At 62.3% G+C, this 15,069-nt stretch carries 15 protein-coding genes and 1 CRISPR repeat array; of the genes, 7 read left to right on the top strand and 8 right to left on the bottom strand.

Translation table 11 applies throughout. The features are described from left to right. Positions 1-77: 77 nt before the first annotated feature. Positions 78-896, top strand: a complete 819-nt coding sequence (locus tag THIVI_RS02310; RefSeq protein ID WP_014777038.1) for an IS982 family transposase — start codon at positions 78-80, stop codon at positions 894-896. 124 nt (positions 897-1,020) lie between these two features. Here the strand turns inward: THIVI_RS02310 and THIVI_RS02305 are convergent, their stop codons facing one another. The 3 genes from THIVI_RS02305 to rpsT are packed head-to-tail and all read right to left on the bottom strand — an operon-like array spanning position 1,021 to position 3,564. Then, entirely contained in the window at positions 1,021-2,520 is a 1,500-nt protein-coding gene (locus tag THIVI_RS02305) for an ABC transporter permease/substrate-binding protein (protein ID WP_014777037.1), read from the bottom strand. After that, complete coding sequence (locus tag THIVI_RS02300; RefSeq protein ID WP_245537357.1) at positions 2,517-3,269, bottom strand: ATP-binding cassette domain-containing protein; 753 nt, start codon at positions 3,267-3,269, stop codon at positions 2,517-2,519. Before THIVI_RS02300 ends, THIVI_RS02305 begins: the two co-directional genes overlap by 4 nt. Before the next feature lie 31 nt (positions 3,270-3,300). After that, the gene (gene rpsT / locus THIVI_RS02295; RefSeq protein ID WP_014777035.1) at positions 3,301-3,564 is read right to left on the bottom strand and encodes a 30S ribosomal protein S20; all 264 of its coding nucleotides are present in this window, start codon (positions 3,562-3,564) and stop codon (positions 3,301-3,303) included. A gap of 162 nt (positions 3,565-3,726) precedes the next feature. On the opposite strand from rpsT, the gene THIVI_RS02290 reads away from it, so the two are divergent. The 4 genes from THIVI_RS02290 to THIVI_RS22470 all read left to right on the top strand — a co-directional run bounded on the left by THIVI_RS02290 (position 3,727) and on the right by THIVI_RS22470 (position 7,472). Beyond that, positions 3,727-4,116: a hypothetical protein gene (locus tag THIVI_RS02290; protein WP_014777034.1), complete on the top strand. Its 390-nt coding sequence runs from the start codon at positions 3,727-3,729 to the stop codon at positions 4,114-4,116. A 190-nt stretch (positions 4,117-4,306) separates the two neighbouring features. Next, positions 4,307-5,362: a transposase gene (locus tag THIVI_RS02285; protein WP_014777014.1), complete on the top strand. Its 1,056-nt coding sequence runs from the start codon at positions 4,307-4,309 to the stop codon at positions 5,360-5,362. 143 nt (positions 5,363-5,505) lie between these two features. Further along, the gene (gene murJ / locus THIVI_RS02280) at positions 5,506-7,041 is read left to right on the top strand and encodes a murein biosynthesis integral membrane protein MurJ (RefSeq protein ID WP_014777033.1); all 1,536 of its coding nucleotides are present in this window, start codon (positions 5,506-5,508) and stop codon (positions 7,039-7,041) included. A gap of 86 nt (positions 7,042-7,127) precedes the next feature. Beyond that, positions 7,128-7,472: a PilZ domain-containing protein gene (locus THIVI_RS22470; RefSeq protein WP_014777032.1), complete on the top strand. Its 345-nt coding sequence runs from the start codon at positions 7,128-7,130 to the stop codon at positions 7,470-7,472. 62 nt (positions 7,473-7,534) lie between these two features. Here THIVI_RS22470 and THIVI_RS02270 read toward each other — a convergent pair whose 3' ends face one another. Beyond that, positions 7,535-8,518: a Gfo/Idh/MocA family protein gene (locus tag THIVI_RS02270; RefSeq protein ID WP_014777031.1), complete on the bottom strand. Its 984-nt coding sequence runs from the start codon at positions 8,516-8,518 to the stop codon at positions 7,535-7,537. A gap of 399 nt (positions 8,519-8,917) precedes the next feature. Here THIVI_RS02270 and apaG point away from each other — a divergent pair, with 399 nt between their 5' ends. Both apaG and THIVI_RS02255 read left to right on the top strand, forming a co-directional pair. Next, the gene (gene apaG, locus THIVI_RS02260) at positions 8,918-9,292 is read left to right on the top strand and encodes a Co2+/Mg2+ efflux protein ApaG (RefSeq protein ID WP_014777029.1); all 375 of its coding nucleotides are present in this window, start codon (positions 8,918-8,920) and stop codon (positions 9,290-9,292) included. Between the two features lie 205 nt (positions 9,293-9,497). Continuing rightward, complete coding sequence (locus THIVI_RS02255) at positions 9,498-10,334, top strand: symmetrical bis(5'-nucleosyl)-tetraphosphatase (RefSeq protein WP_014777028.1); 837 nt, start codon at positions 9,498-9,500, stop codon at positions 10,332-10,334. A 141-nt stretch (positions 10,335-10,475) separates the two neighbouring features. Beyond that, positions 10,476-13,070: direct repeats of the CRISPR family, unit length 29 nt; unit sequence CGGTTCATCCCCGCGAGCGCGGGGAACAC. Between the two features lie 93 nt (positions 13,071-13,163). Here the strand turns inward: THIVI_RS02255 and cas2e are convergent. Genes cas2e through THIVI_RS02235 form a run of 4 tightly spaced genes read right to left on the bottom strand, consistent with a single transcriptional unit; the run spans position 13,164 to position 15,051 of the window. Beyond that, on the bottom strand, positions 13,164-13,463 hold the full coding sequence (cas2e, locus tag THIVI_RS02250) for a type I-E CRISPR-associated endoribonuclease Cas2e (protein ID WP_014777027.1): 300 nt from the start codon (positions 13,461-13,463) through the stop codon (positions 13,164-13,166). After that, positions 13,444-14,361: a type I-E CRISPR-associated endonuclease Cas1e gene (cas1e, locus tag THIVI_RS02245; protein ID WP_014777026.1), complete on the bottom strand. Its 918-nt coding sequence runs from the start codon at positions 14,359-14,361 to the stop codon at positions 13,444-13,446. The genes cas2e and cas1e overlap by 20 nt, the downstream gene beginning before the upstream one ends. A 35-nt stretch (positions 14,362-14,396) precedes the next feature. Beyond that, positions 14,397-14,834, bottom strand: a complete 438-nt coding sequence (locus THIVI_RS02240) for a PIN domain-containing protein (RefSeq protein ID WP_041447231.1) — start codon at positions 14,832-14,834, stop codon at positions 14,397-14,399. Continuing rightward, the gene (locus THIVI_RS02235; RefSeq protein ID WP_014777024.1) at positions 14,824-15,051 is read right to left on the bottom strand and encodes a hypothetical protein; all 228 of its coding nucleotides are present in this window, start codon (positions 15,049-15,051) and stop codon (positions 14,824-14,826) included. The genes THIVI_RS02240 and THIVI_RS02235 overlap by 11 nt, the downstream gene beginning before the upstream one ends. Between the last annotated feature and the right edge of the window lie 18 nt (positions 15,052-15,069).

Raw genomic sequence — 15,069 nt, 5'->3', positions numbered from 1 at the left:
CTTGATGGATCGGCGTCCATCGGAGTTTGCTAGCGTTGTGAGTACCCCTACTGCGCAACGACTGGCGAGGAACCCCGATGGATACACAAATTATATTCGTGTACTGCTTTTGTGACGATCTGTTGAAAGCACTCGGTCATCGTGAAGACCCCCAGTGTCAGGTGTCCGACGCGGAAATTCTCACCACCGCGTTGGTCGCTGCCCTCGAGTTTGGCGGATGCTTCAAACGGGCACATCGGTTCTTGCATGAAACGGGCTATCTGCCACATCGGCTCAGTGCGAGTCGCTTCGTGCGCCGTCTCCATCGTTGCGAACCGTTCGTGATGCCGTTGTTTCATGTCTTGGCCAGCCTCGGGCATCAATTGAACACCGAGCGTCTCTATATCGTCGACAGCTTTCCGCTCCCCGTCTGCGACAACATCCGGATTCGTCGCTGTCGTCGTTATCAAGGCGAAGCCTGGCGCGGCTACCAGGCGAGCAAACACCGCTACTTCTATGGAGTCAAAATCCACCTGATGGTCACTGCTCAAGGACAACCCATCGAGTTTTTTCTGACACCCGGCGCGGACAGCGATGCTAAAGCATTGAAACAATATGCCTTCGATCTCCCGGCTCAGGCGACGATCACTGGCGATAAAGCCTATAACGACTATGGCTATGAGGATCTCCTGAAGGAAGCAGGTTTGCATCTGCTGCCGCTCCGCAAGAAAAACTCCAAGCGTCCCCACGAACCGGCGCTGACGTACTTGATGTCCTCCGCGCGTCATGCCGTGGAAACGACCGGGAGCCTCATCGAGCGATTGCTACCCAAGCATATCCACAGCGTGACCGCTGCCGGTTTTGAACTCAAGACGGCATTCTTTATCCTGGCCTGCAGCCTCAACTTCCTCTTCTGAATCTCGCTGGGTAGCAACTTGGGTTAAAAAATATAAATTTCTAAACCGCGTCTCTACCTGATGTCGCTGAAATCCACATCATTGAACACATAACGAAAATTACGCATTTCGCTCTGGACGCGGTTTAGCTGCGAATCCCGCGCGGAACCACCGCCCGCTCCGCCCGCTCGAACAGCCATTGCGCGGCGAGCGCGAACAGCGCCGAGGGGATGGCGCCTTCCAGGATCAAACCCGTGTCGTCGAGCCGAATGCCGGCCAGAATCGGCTGACCATACCCGCCGGCGCCGATCAGTGCGCCAAGCGTAGCCGCGCCGATGTTGATCACGGCCGCGGTTTTGATACCGGCGAGCAAGGTTGGCAGCGCCAGCGGCAGTTCGATCCGCCACAGACGGGCGCCAGCCGACAGCCCCAAGGCGTCGGCGGACTCGCGCAGGGTGGCTGGGATGCCAACGAGACCGGCATGGGTGTTGCGAACGATCGGCAGCAGACTGTAGAGAAACAGCGCCACCAGGGCCGGACCCGCGCCGATCCCGAGAAAGGGGATCATGACCACCAGCAGCGCCAGGGCCGGAATGGTTTGCAGGATGCCGACCAGGGCAAGCAGAGACTGCCCCAGACGGCGGCGGTAGGCGGCCAGGATGCCGAGCGGCACGGCCACGACCACCGCCGCCAGAAGCGACACGCCGACCAGCATCGCGTGCTCAAGGGTATAGCGTAGCAGGCGTGCGGCGCGGCCCTCGGTCGGGGCGGCGGCCGCGAGATCGAACCGGGTGCGCAGCCAGTCGGCGGCAACCTCGGCCTCGGCGCGGCCATCGATTTTCACCGCCGCATTCAGCGCGATCATCCGCTCCGCGTCGATCAGACCGAGACTGCGCCGCAATGCCGCCACCGCCAGGGGCGAGCGCTGCTCCAGGTCCGCCCGGTAGAGCAGCACGGCATCGTAGCGCGGGAAATAACCTTGATCGTCGACGAGGGTTCGCAGATCGTAAGCGGCAATCTCGGCGTCGGTCGTATAGACCTCGGTGACGTCGGCATCTCCAGCGCCAAGCGCGCGATAGGCCAGCTCGTGTTCGACGCCGCGCACATCGCGCTGCGGCAGTCCATAGACATCGCGCAGCCCCGGCCAACCATCGTCGCGATCCATGAACTCGCTGCCAAAGCGCAGTCGGAGATCCGGTTGGCCCTTCAGGTCGGAGATGTTCGCGATCCCCAAGGCGGCCGCCCTGGACTCCGGGATGCCGAGCGCGAAGTTGTTCTGAAAACCGATCGAGCCAGCCATGTGGATGCCATCCAGCGCCAGGCGGGCAACGAGCGCCGCCTCATCCTGGGGCTCGGCACGGGCCAGGATTTCATGGGTCAGGGTTCCGGTGTACTCGACATAGGCGTCGATCTCGCCGTTGGCCAGGGCATTGAAAAGGATCCGGGTGCCGCCGAGCGCGCGACGGTGACGCACCGGCATGCCGGAATCGGCGACCAGATCCTTCAGCACCTCCCCAAGCACGACACTCTCGGTAAACTTCTTGCTGCCGATCACGACCTCGTCGCCAGTCCGGCCGCAACCGGCAAGCAGCGGCATCAGGGCGGACAGCACGCCGAGAAAAGCCCATGCGCGGCGAGCAGTCAAAAGACCCCCTCCGTCAGATGGCTGCGCTGGGCGCGGATGAATTGTTCGACGAAAGGTTCGGCGGGCGCGGTCATCAGATCCGTCAGGCACCCGGCCTGGACGACCCGCCCGGCTCGCATCAGGACGATGGCGTGAGCGAGAAAGGCCGCCTCGGCCAAATCGTGTGTCACCAAAACGACCGTCTTGCCCAAGGTCGCGAAGATCTGTTTCAACTCTTCCTGAAGCTCGTAGCGGATCATCGGGTCCAGGGCGCCGAGCGGCTCGTCGAGCAGCAGCGCCTCCGGGTCGAGCATGAGCGCGCGCATCAGGGCCACGCGCTGATTCTGACCGCCGGAGAGTTCGCTCGGAAAGCGGTCCAGACCGTCGGCCGGGAAGTGGGTCAGTGCGGTGAGGTCCGCCAGGCGCGGCGCGATGCGCGCCTGGGACCAGCCGAGGTGACGCGCCATCAAGGTTACGTTCTGGCGAGCCGTGAGGTGCGGGAACAGGCCGCCCTGCTGGATGACATACCCCATCCGCTGGCGCAGACGACGCAGGCTTGCCGCCTCCAGGGGCTGAGCGTCAAAGCGGACGCTGCCCGCGTCGGGAGTCAGCAGCCCGATCAATAAACGCAGCAGAGTCGATTTGCCGCACCCCGAGGGTCCGATCAGCGCGGTGGTTCGCCCCCGCTCGAATGTCAGCGTGATCCCGTCAAGGGCGGTCGCCTGTCCGTAACGCTTGCAAACCTGATCGAGCGCAAACATGGACGACATAAAAAAACCGGCTAGAAGCCGGTTTTTTCGATCAGGCCATTGCCTTGATATGAGCGTTGAGACGGCTCTTGTGGCGCGCCGCCTTATTGGCGTGGATCAAACCCTTGCGCGCGGCGCGATCAATCCGTGGCACGGCGTCCTTGTAGGCTTGGGTTGCGGCTTCCTTATCTTCCGAACGAATCGCCTTGATGACCTTCTTAATAAAGGTGCGCAGGGTGCTGCGTTGCGCGGCATTGCGCTGGCGATGGACCTCGGCCTGACGGGCGCGCTTACGGGCTTGTACTGAGTTAGCCAACTGGGTCTCCTGAAAATCCGGTTTTTGAATTTTTATCCAAAACTTTAAGACCGAGCATTCTTCCTGAATTGGGGCCGATTGTCAATTCTTTGATCTCCTTGCTCATCACCTATCACATTCTGGCAAACTGCCGCTCAGGCGATGTTGAGTGGAGTGAGGATCATGGGAAGCGTCAAACGATTGGCTGATGAAGTGGCGCGCGGGCTGCGCGAGGTACATCCGCGCCTGCGCAAGACGGTGGTGAACAAGCTGGCGCTGGCGGTCGGGGCGATGATCGAAGGCCAAACCCCGAACACGGTGGAGTTGGCCAATCTGCTGCCCTTGGACACCGAGCGGCAGGATCTGCGCGAGCAATGGCTGAGGCGTTTGCTGAAGAATCCGCGGTTGGGTCCGGGGATGGTGATCGAGCCCTTTGCGCGAGCGGAGTTGGCGAAGGCGGCCAGCCATGGTCAGACGGTGTCCCCCGGTGTCAGGATAGAAGTCGCCTCCCAAAAGGGAGGCGACTTCTATCCTGACACCGGGGGGTTTCTGGACCTGCCCACAGGTTTATGAAACATCCGGGGTAGAACTGCTGCCTGTGAGGGCCGCGTGGCTCGCCACGAACGGCTGAACGCTACGCTTGTACGTTTTCCGTGCAGGTTAGGCTCAACCTAAGCATTGTGTTTTTGGTTGTATTGAGATCTCATCACCTATCACATTCTGGCAAACTGCCGCTCAGTCGATGTTGAGGTGATTGAGGATCATGGGAAGCGTCAAACGATTGGCTGATGAAGTGGCGTGCGGGCTGCGCGAGGTGCACCCGCGTCTGCGCAAGACGGTGGTGAGCAAGCTGGCGTTGGCGGTCGGGGCGATGATCGAAGGCCAAACCCCGAACACGGTGGAGTTGGCCAATCTGCTGCCCTTGGACACCGAGCGGCAGGACATGCGCGAGCAATGGCTGAGGCGTTTGCTGAAGAATCCGCGGTTGGGTCCGGGAATGGTGATTGAGCCCTTTGCACGAGCGGAGTTGGCGAAGGCGGCCAGCCATGGTCAGACGGTGTTGTTGAGCCTGGACCAAACCGATTTGGGTGATCGGATGGCGCTGCTGATGGTGGCGTTGCGGGTGGGTGATCGCGCGATACCGCTGGCGTGGCGGGCTGAGGAAGGGGCGGCCAATCTCGGCTTCGCGGGCCAGCAGGTGGTGTTGGAGCCGCTCCTGGCCTGGCTGCCGTCCGGGGCGCGCGTGCTGCTATCGGCGGACCGGTTCTATCCGTCGGCGGGCCTGTTCGGGTGGCTCCAAGCCCGGGGCTGGAGCGACCGGCTGCGCCTGAAGAGCAACGTGCTAACGGATACCGGGCAGGGCGATGAGACGACGACGGGCGCGTTGGCACACGGGGTGACGGAACGTTACTTCACCGGTGTGCGCCTGTTTGCGCAGGGGGTGATCACGAACCTCGGGATCCTGCACGAGGATGGCCACCCCGAGCCGTGGATCATTGCCATGGACGCCGCCCCGACACGGGCAAGCGTGCTTGACGACGCTGCTCGCTGGGCCATCGAACCGATGTTCTCCGACGTCAAGGGCCGGGGCTTCGACTTGGAGGATTCGCAACTCCAGCATGCCGAGCGTTTGGAGCGACTGGTGCTCATCATGGCCTTGGCCATGTACTGGTGTGTTCGCGCCGGCCGAGACGAGGGGCTGAACGATCCGACACCACTCGAAAAAAAGTCCAGGCGCAGAACGACCCCGCGCATTGGAGCTTCAGGAAACTCTATCGTAGCCTGGTCTCGTGGTTCACGCGCGGCCTGCGCCGTCTGAAGCGGTGCCTTCAAAACGACCTCCCGTTGCCCGCTTTTCATGCCCGTGAGTAACTGATAGGTGATGAGGATCTCCTTGCCCGCCATCGCCGCCAACCCCGGCCAGCCGTATAATCGCCGCTTTCCCGTGGAGCACCCCAATCCTTGGCATCACTCGCGGCCTCGCTCGCCAAGGTCGGCGGCAACACCCTGCTTTCGCGCATTCTGGGCTTTGCCCGCGATCTGGTCGTGGCACACGCGTTCGGCGCGGATGCGGGCACCGACGCCTTTTTCGTCGCCTTCAAGATCCCGAATTTCATGCGCCGACTGTTCGCCGAAGGGGCCTTTTCGATGGCCTTCGTGCCCGTCCTCAACGCGTATCGCGAAACGCACGGCTTCCCGGCACTCAAGCATTTCGTCGACGACATCGCCGGCACGTTCGGCGCCGTCCTGCTTCTGATCACGGCGCTCGGCGTCCTCGGCGCGCCGGTGCTGATCCTGATCTTCGCCCCCGGTTTCGCGCACGACGTCGCCCAGTGGGAACTCGCGACGGCCATGCTGCGGCTGACGTTTCCGTATGTGCTGTTCATCTCCTTGACCGCCCTTGCCGGCGGCATCCTGAACACCTACGAACGCTTCGGGATCCCGGCCTTCACCCCGGTGCTGCTCAACCTGTCGCTGATTGGCTGCACAATCGTGCTGGCACCGCGCATGGAACAGCCCATCATGGCGCTAGCATGGGGTGTGCTGTTTGCGGGCATGATCCAGTTGGCCTTTCAACTTCCATTTCTGGCGCAACTCGATCTGCTACCTCGTCCACGACTCACACGCAAGGATCCAGGCATCGGGCAGGTGATCCGGCGGATGGGACCGGCCCTGTTCGGCGTCTCGGTCGCCCAGATCAGCCTCCTGCTGGATACCCTTCTGGCCTCCTTTCTGACGACCGGCAGCATCTCCTGGCTCTATTACTCCGACCGTTTAATGGAATTCCCGCTGGGGATTCTCGCGGCCACGCTCGGCACCGTTATTTTGCCGCGCCTGTCCAGACGTCATGCCGCGAACGATCCGGAATCGTTCTCCGAGACCCTGAACTGGGCGTTACGCTGGATCCTGTTGCTCGGCGTCCCCGCGGCGGTCGGGCTGCTGGTTCTGGCTGGCCCACTGATGGCAACCCTGTTTCATTCCGGCGAATTCAACGCCGATGACGTAGCGATGGCGAGCCACAGCCTGATGGCCTACTCGCTTGGCCTTATCGGCTTTATGGGCATCAAGGTACTCGCACCCGGCTACTATGCGCGCCAGGAGATGAAAATCCCGGCGCGCATCGCCGCCATCGCCCTGCTGGTCGGCTTGGGCTGCAATCTGATCCTCATGATTCCGCTGGGTCATGCGGGTCTTGCGTTGGGCACCACCATTGCCGCCATGCTCAATGCAGGCTTGCTCCTGCGCGGCCTGCTGAAAGACGGGATCCTGCGACCGCAAGCCGGCTGGATCGTCCTCCTGGCCAGAGGTCTGACCGCCAGCCTCATCATGGGGTGCGTCATTCATCTCGGCGCCGACGACACCGCGCGCTGGATCGCAATGGACTCGGGCGAGCGCATCCGGCATCTTTTGACCTGGATCGCGCTTGGCGGTTTCGTCTATCTTGCCGCCTTGCTCGCGCTCGGGATCCGCCCGCGACACCTGAGGGCCCGGACTTGATTCGCGGCGTCAGACAACAATTGGCAAGAGCCTGCTATACTGCACGCTGATTGCTCGCCTGCACCTTCAACCTTGGATTGTGACCGATGCAGACCACTGGATTCGACAATCGCCGCCAACATCCTCGCGCCCCGCTCGGCTGCGAGGTTCAGTTACAGCCGATCAACAGTCAATTGGCAGGCACGGCGGGATGCAGCTACGACAGTGTGTCGTGCGACATTAGCGCGGGAGGAATGCGGATCTGGTCTGATCGGCCGTATCCGACGAAGACACGGCTGCTGCTTGCTTTCGAGTGCGATGCCCAGGGCTGGTCAGGCGTCACCTCCTGTGTCGGTTCGGTGGTCTGGATCGACCCGCACCCAGCCGAAGGCCGCTGCCTGCTCGGGATCAAATTCGGGGATGCGGAAGATGTCGATAAGGAGACCGCTTAGCCGTCATTGTCATCTCTGGATTCGTTGACGCCGGACCGCGACCGGAGCGGCGGCCCTCGCCATCATCGTCCAGCTTCTCTCCCTGCAGTCTCGCTGGACTGCGCAATCCGAGCGCGCACCTCCAGCGCCACTTCCAGCGCCTTCAGCCCAATCCGGCCGTCCACCAGTGGCGGTTGTCCTTCACGGATGCACCGCACGAATTCGGCAAGCTCAAGATCCAAAGGCTTGATCGGCTCCACCTGGATGCGCTGGCGAGCGATCTCGGGGCGAATGGCGCCATCGACCGGACGAGGCTCGGCGATGTCGATGGTTTGCTCGACAAAGTCCAGCGAGAGATACCGACGCGGCTGAAAGACCCGGATCCGCCGGGTGGTCTTCTCCGAGACGCGGCTGGCAACGACATTCGCGACGGTTCCGTTGGCGAATTCCAGACGGGCATTCGCAATATCCACATGCTCGGTTAGGACCGACGCGCCGACCGCGGAGATGCTCCCGATTTCCGCGTCCACGAGCGACAGAATGATGTCGATGTCATGGATCATCAGATCGGAGACGACATCCACATCCGTCGCCCGCTCCACGAAGCCGCCCATGCGTTGGGCCTCGATATACAGCGGCGAACGGATCCGTTGGGCGAGCGCCATGACGCCCGCGTTGAACCGCTCGACATGGCCGATCTGAAGCGTTGCGCCATGCGCCCCGGCCAGACGCACGATCTCGGCGCCATCGGCCAGCGTCGGAGCGATCGGTTTTTCGAGCAGGACATGAATCCCCCGTGACAGAAAGGGTGCGGCGGCGTCCAGATGCGCCGTGGTCGGAACCACGACGCTGACGGCATCGACCCTACCGAACAAATCCTCGATGCGCTCAACGCTCGCGCAACCGGCTTCCGCCGCGACCGATCGCGCGCGCGCGCGATCAGTGTCGAACACGCCGACCAGATCGACTCCTGACAGACGCGAATAGATCAGCGCATGGAAACGCCCCAGATAGCCAACACCGACAACGGCAATCCGAATCCTGTCGGACAACAGCGGATCAGACATAGACGTCAACCAGATCTGAGGTGATCGAAGCGCAAGTGCGTCAGGATAAACAACAGCGAACGGCCCGCACGGTCAGCCGCCCACCTCCGCGGGCCGAGGCGTCTGTGTCGCGAGCGGATTATCCGTCGCCACGGAGTAGATCGCCACCTGATAGCCGAGTGTCGCAAACATCCCGATGGCGACAAAAACCACAAGCAAAAAAAAGGGATCCGGTTTCCGGCGACTGGGTTTAGAGGGGATCAGCATCGCGGCCATCACTTCGAGTAAACTTTAAGAACAGCATACAACCCTATCAAATAATTAGAAAGGTGCTGAATAATCCGAATGGATGGATTACGCGAAGACATCGAATAGGTATTATCGCGCTTTCCGATCCGCTTGTCCGCAATGGAGTCTCAGGTGAAAGAATTTTCGATCAAAATCGTGACGCAAAGCCAATACCAGCCTGACCAGTCCTCCCCCTCGGAAGGCCGTTACGTCTTCACCTACACCATCACCATCGAGAATCAGGGGGACGAGCCCGCCCGCCTGCTGGACCGGCACTGGATCATCACCGACGCCGACGGCCAGGCACAGGAGGTACGGGGGCAAGGTGTCGTCGGCGAGCAGCCGCATCTGCGCCCAGGCGAACGTTATCAATACACCAGCGGCACCGTCCTGTCGACGCCACTGGGCAGCATGCACGGCAGTTATGGGATGGTCGACGATGACGGGATCCGTTTCGAGGCCAGGATACCGGCATTTTCGCTGATCTCCACGACGAGCATTCATTGACGCCGCCGCGCCCGGCCTTGAAAGGCGTCGTCATTATATTGATGGACGCGGTTCTAAGGTGATTTCCTGAAAAGCGCATACCCGCGTTCGTGGTGACATTGCATCCGTTCGTGGTGAGTCCTGAGCCCGTCGAAGGGTCGAACCATGAACGGATGCAATGTCAGCCTCGGAACGCTTTGTTTAACCTCATCGATCCAGCACGATTATGCCTACCTATGCGATCGGCGATCTCCAGGGCTGCTATCTTGAGCTGAGGGCACTGCTCGACCGACTCGCCTTCGATCCGCAGGTCGATCGGCTCTGGTTCGTCGGCGATCTGGTGAATCGGGGACCGGACTCCCTGAAGGTTCTGCGCTTCGTTCACGATCTCGGAGAGGCCGCGCTCGTCGTGCTGGGCAATCACGACCTGCACCTGCTCGCACTCGCCGCGGGCAATTCCAGGCACGCCAAAAAAAGTACCCTGGAGGCGGTCTTGAGAGCCCCGGATCGCGACGAACTCCTGCATTGGCTCCGTCATCGCCCACTGCTCCACCATGACCCGGAACGGAATTTCACCCTCATCCATGCCGGCCTGCCGCCCCAATGGGATCTGGCGGAGGCGCAAGTCCGCGCGGGCGAACTGGAAGCAGTGCTGCGCGGCACGGATTATCAGGACTTTCTACGCGACCTCTACGGGAATCAGCCAGACCGCTGGTCACCTGATCTAACCGGCCTGAAGCGGCTGCGTTTCATCACCAACTGTCTGACCCGTCTGCGTTTCTGCAAGCCGGATGGCACCCTGGCCCTGACCGAAAAAGGCAGCCTCGAAAACCATACGGTCGGACTCGTCCCCTGGTTTCGGGCCGCGGGCAGAAAGACCCGGTCCGACCGCATCATCTTCGGCCATTGGTCGACCCTGGGCTACCGTCAGGAAGACAACGTCTGGGCAATCGACAGCGGCTGTCTTTGGGGAGGCGCACTCACCGCCATCCGGCTGGACGCCACGTCATTGATTCCGATCCAATTGAACTGCAAAGGCTATCTCGCGCCCGGCCAGGATTGAACCCATCTCGTTATACGCAAGGGTTCATCCCGCGAGCGCGGGGAACACGATGTTCGCGGTGCACCTCTTCGGCGTCGTTCAACGCTCATCCCGCGAGCGCGGGGAACACGAGATTGCCGCCGCGCTCACGGCGGCAGACAACGGTTCATCCCCGCGAGCGCGGGGAACACGAGGGCCATGTGGGTTTCGCCGGTCGCGGGGTCGGTTCATCCCCGCGAGCGCGGGGAACACGTCGCCGACTTCGTTCAGGTGGAGCTGCGCGGCGGCTCATCCCCGCGAGCGCGGGGAACACCAGCACCCAGAAACGCTTTCCCGCACCATGTCCGGTTCATCCCCGCGAGCGCGGGGAACACGGCGGTGGTTTTCATCGGATTCCCCTAGGGGCCGGTTCATCCCCGCGAGCGCGGGGAACACAAGCGGGCCATCTCCTCGGTGCTGGCTTCGGTCGGTTCATCCCCGCGAGCGCGGGGAACACCGATTCGCGACGCCTGCGCGGCGATCCCCGGCCGGTTCATCCCCGCGAGCGCGGGGAACACTTTGATCCGGTAAATACATGGGTCTCGCCAGTCGGTTCATCCCCGCGAGCGCGGGGAACACCCGGATTCCTTGAAAACGTTTCCGCCAAGCGCCGGTTCATCCCCGCGAGCGCGGGGAACACATCAGAATGCGATCCGGGTAAGCACCCTCGTTCGGTTCATCCCCGCGAGCGCGGGGAACACCCTCAGCCGCCTAACCCTCTCGAATTCGCCACCGGTTCATCCCCGCGAGCGCGGGGAACACCGCCGCGACGGTGGCCACGTCCATCAATCCGGCGGTTCATCCCCGCGAGCGCGGGGAACACTTACCGCCGATCTACTCGCCATCCTTCATCACTTCGCGGTTCATCCCCGCGAGCGCGGGGAACACACGATTATGCGATTGCCGATATTCCCGCCGAGCGGTTCATCCCCGCGAGCGCGGGGAACACATCTCGACCAGCAGCAGCATGCACCCGCGCGCCGGTTCATCCCCGCGAGCGCGGGGAACACTCATACGGAAACGACAGCTTGCCGTCGGGCAGCGGTTCATCCCCGCGAGCGCGGGGAACACTTCAGGTCGCTCGCCCATATCTCTAAGAAAAGCGGTTCATCCCCGCGAGCGCGGGGAACACGCTCAGGCTGCCGTGTTCTGATACAGCGCCAGCGGTTCATCCCCGCGAGCGCGGGGAACACAGCGTCCGCTTGATGAAGAAGCCTGGCATCCGCGGTTCATCCCCGCGAGCGCGGGGAACACCCCCTTTGAGGCGGCCGCCATCGATTGAAAGGCGGTTCATCCCCGCGAGCGCGGGGAACACCGCGTTGATCGTGCGAACACGGCCGCCGGTTCCGGTTCATCCCCGCGAGCGCGGGGAACACATGGCCGGTCGTATCAGCGACATGAGCCATATCGGTTCATCCCCGCGAGCGCGGGGAACACTTATGTCAAAGGGAAAGGTTCAGGCGGAAGAGCGGTTCATCCCCGCGAGCGCGGGGAACACGCCATGCGAGAGGCGCGCAAGATGGCTGAAGACGGTTCATCCCCGCGAGCGCGGGGAACACCGCTCGATCTGCGCCCACATGTCCGGTGAGACCGGTTCATCCCCGCGAGCGCGGGGAACACTCCGCATAACTCACACCGCCCCGGCAACGGGGCGGTTCATCCCCGCGAGCGCGGGGAACACCCTGACGTGCTCGAGGCGGTCAAGGCTGGCACCGGTTCATCCCCGCGAGCGCGGGGAACACGACGTGGTGACGATGCGGCGCTACGAACTGGACGGTTCATCCCCGCGAGCGCGGGGAACACTCTCCGGTGACTGGAAGCATGCCGGGTTCGAGCGGTTCATCCCCGCGAGCGCGGGGAACACGGTCATGCGCGCGTCTTCCTTTTCGGCGGTCATGGTTCATCCCCGCGAGCGCGGGGAACACGGCGTTGGAGACGTCCGCCATGCCGTCGAAAGCGGTTCATCCCCGCGAGCGCGGGGAACACGCCATGCGAGAGGCGCGCAAGATGGCTGAAGACGGTTCATCCCCGCGAGCGCGGGGAACACCATCGACGCACGCGCCCGAATCCGGCGCCGACCGGTTCATCCCCGCGAGCGCGGGGAACACGATGCGCTTTGACGGGAAAATCATGCAGGTCACGGTTCATCCCCGCGAGCGCGGGGAACACGCTTGCGAATTGTCGGCGAGATGGGGCCGGAACGGTTCATCCCCGCGAGCGCGGGGAACACGTCCGCGAGCAGCAACGATTCGAGTCGAGAATCGGTTCATCCCCGCGAGCGCGGGGAACACCATCTGGTCGGCGACCTCGCCGGTGCCCTTGCCGGTTCATCCCCGCGAGCGCGGGGAACACAACATTGCCGCCGGCGCCCATCCACTGATAGCCGGTTCATCCCCGCGAGCGCGGGGAACACTAAATATCACGGCGAATAACGGAGGCTCTTACCGGTTCATCCCCGCGAGCGCGGGGAACACAGACATGAACGCGTTGACGACCAAGATTGGATCGGTTCATCCCCGCGAGCGCGGGGAACACCCGCGTTGATCGCGTCGACGGCATCGTCATAGCGGTTCATCCCCGCGAGCGCGGGGAACACAGCAGGCCCAATCGCCCCGCCCGTCGCCGTCACGGTTCATCCCCGCGAGCGCGGGGAACACATCGCCGCGTAAGGGCGAGTCCTGTCCTCCTACGGTTCATCCCCGCGAGCGCGGGGAACACTCTTCCCGTACTTACCTGATCCTCAAAAGAAAATCAGGCGCGGATAAATCTACCAGCAAAATGGCCAATTTCAAAGGGGTTAGTCTTCGATTGTTAAAGAGCTTTTTCAGGTTCATCGGGCGGCAGGAAACTCACTAATCGAAGCCCATCGAAATCGACCGGAATCCGCCGGTTCTTTCCGACGGTGAGAAAATCGTAGCCCGATTCCGTGTTCGTATTCCAGGCCATGACGGCGTTGCCCTCCTCGACACCCTCCAGCACCTGACCCCAGATGAACTCGCGCAGCCGTTTGGATGGGTTGCCGAGATAAACGCCGGCGCGAATCTCCAGCAGCCACACGGCGAGCCGTCCGCGCAAACGGGGCGGGACGTTTTCAGTGACGATGACCAGCATCGCCCAGATTCTCCGTGTCCTTGATGGCGGGGGCGACCGATTCCTTGGGAGGCTTGGGCGGTTCCAACCCGCCCGCGGAGAGCACCTCCTCGATCATCGGGATGATCTTGCCGAGCAGCTTGGTCTCGCGAAAGACATCGCGGCAGGCCAGACGGACCTGGCGTTCGGCCTGGGACTGAGGCGGATTTCTGGCCGCGATCTTGAACGCGACCGGAACCACCGTCTCAAATTTGACGATGTCCGCGATATCGTAGACGAACGACTGTGGTTTGCCGGTATGGATGAAACCCACCGCCGGGGCATAACCGGCGGCCAGCACGGCAGCCTCGGTGATGCCATAGAGACAGGCGGTGGCGGCCGACAGACAGGTATTGGGAAGGTCGCTGCTGTCCCAATCCGTGGCGTCATAGCGGCGACCGTGCCACTGGACGCCATGACGCTTGGCCAGATTGTCATAGGTTTTCTTGACACGCGCCCCTTCGATACCGCGCAGTTGCTCGACGCTGCGCCGCTCGGGCGGTGCTTCGCCGAAACGCAGTTCATACATCTTGCGAACGACCTTGAGCCGGGCCTGATCGTCGAGCGCGAGTTTGGCCTGATAGAGCAGCCGATCCGAGCGGGCGCCACCGGGTTGACCGGAGGCATAGAGCCGCACGCCGGCCTCGCCGACCCAGACCAGCAGGGTACCGACCCGCGCCGCCAGCGCCGCCGCCCGGTGCGAGACGCGGGTGCCGGGCTCCAGCATGATGCAGGCGATGCTGCCGATGGGAATATGCGTGCGCACGCCGGTCTTGTCGATCACGACGAAAGCGCCGTCGAGTACGTCGATCTCGCCGTACTCGATGAAGATCATCGAGATGCGTTCTTTCATGGCGATGGGCTTGAGAGGTGGAAGCATAAGACACGTCCCTGTTCGGTGAGATTAGGTCCAGGTTATCCTGCTGAAGTCGCCGCTTCGAGCAATGGATTCAGAATCGTGAGTTTGTGGTCAATCACCTGGCCATGCTGCATGTCTTCCGAGTAAAGCATCAGGCAGTCGGCTTCCAGTGCGGCAGCGACAATCAAGCTATCCCAGAAACTGAACTGATGCGCGCTTCTCAATCGGCTGGCGGTGCGGTGACACTCAAGGTCCGTACTCACGACCCGACACCGGCGATAAAATCCCTCGACGATGTCGAGCAGGCTATTTTCTTCCATTCCAGCCTTTCTCAGCAGATTGACCGAAACCTCGGAAACCACCTGGGTGCTGATGGTGTAGCGGTCGCGTGCTTCCAGCAACGCCAGGGCGCGGGCATGTTTGACCTCCTCGCCCGGCCGCAGAACGAAGGCATAGAGCCAAAGGTTCGAGTCCACAAAGATGCTATCGCGCATGGGCATCGTCGCGCGAGAGCGGAACAAAACCCGCCATCACCAATGGGTGTCGCGCAAGCCTCAGGATCGCATCATCATCGGGCGCCGGCTGATCCACATCAGGTGTCGGCTCATACATCACCACGACCCGCACCGGCTGTCCTGGGGAGAGCGCGGCGGTACTCGGAAGCGGAATGGCTTGTCCCTGTACGACGGATTCGAACTCAATGGCTTGCATGATTCTAACTCGCAGTGG

Source organism: Thiocystis violascens DSM 198, from assembly GCF_000227745.2.
Classification (GTDB): domain Bacteria; phylum Pseudomonadota; class Gammaproteobacteria; order Chromatiales; family Chromatiaceae; genus Chromatium; species Chromatium violascens.
The sequence above is the reverse complement of the archived record's forward strand: the minus strand, read 5'-3'. Positions and strand labels throughout refer to the sequence as shown.

Coding starts and splice junctions, on each gene's coding strand:
- THIVI_RS02310 (WP_014777038.1), top strand. CDS start 78: ATGGATACACAAATTATATTCGTGTACTGCTTTTGTGACGATCTGTTG.
- THIVI_RS02300 (WP_245537357.1), bottom strand. CDS start 3,269: ATGTCGTCCATGTTTGCGCTCGATCAGGTTTGCAAGCGTTACGGACAG.
- THIVI_RS02290 (WP_014777034.1), top strand. CDS start 3,727: ATGGGAAGCGTCAAACGATTGGCTGATGAAGTGGCGCGCGGGCTGCGC.
- THIVI_RS02285 (WP_014777014.1), top strand. CDS start 4,307: ATGGGAAGCGTCAAACGATTGGCTGATGAAGTGGCGTGCGGGCTGCGC.
- THIVI_RS22470 (WP_014777032.1), top strand. CDS start 7,128: ATGCAGACCACTGGATTCGACAATCGCCGCCAACATCCTCGCGCCCCG.
- THIVI_RS02270 (WP_014777031.1), bottom strand. CDS start 8,518: ATGTCTGATCCGCTGTTGTCCGACAGGATTCGGATTGCCGTTGTCGGT.
- THIVI_RS02255 (WP_014777028.1), top strand. CDS start 9,498: ATGCCTACCTATGCGATCGGCGATCTCCAGGGCTGCTATCTTGAGCTG.
- cas2e (WP_014777027.1), bottom strand. CDS start 13,463: ATGCTGGTCATCGTCACTGAAAACGTCCCGCCCCGTTTGCGCGGACGG.
- cas1e (WP_014777026.1), bottom strand. CDS start 14,361: ATGCTTCCACCTCTCAAGCCCATCGCCATGAAAGAACGCATCTCGATG.
- THIVI_RS02240 (WP_041447231.1), bottom strand. CDS start 14,834: ATGCGCGATAGCATCTTTGTGGACTCGAACCTTTGGCTCTATGCCTTC.
- THIVI_RS02235 (WP_014777024.1), bottom strand. CDS start 15,051: ATGCAAGCCATTGAGTTCGAATCCGTCGTACAGGGACAAGCCATTCCG.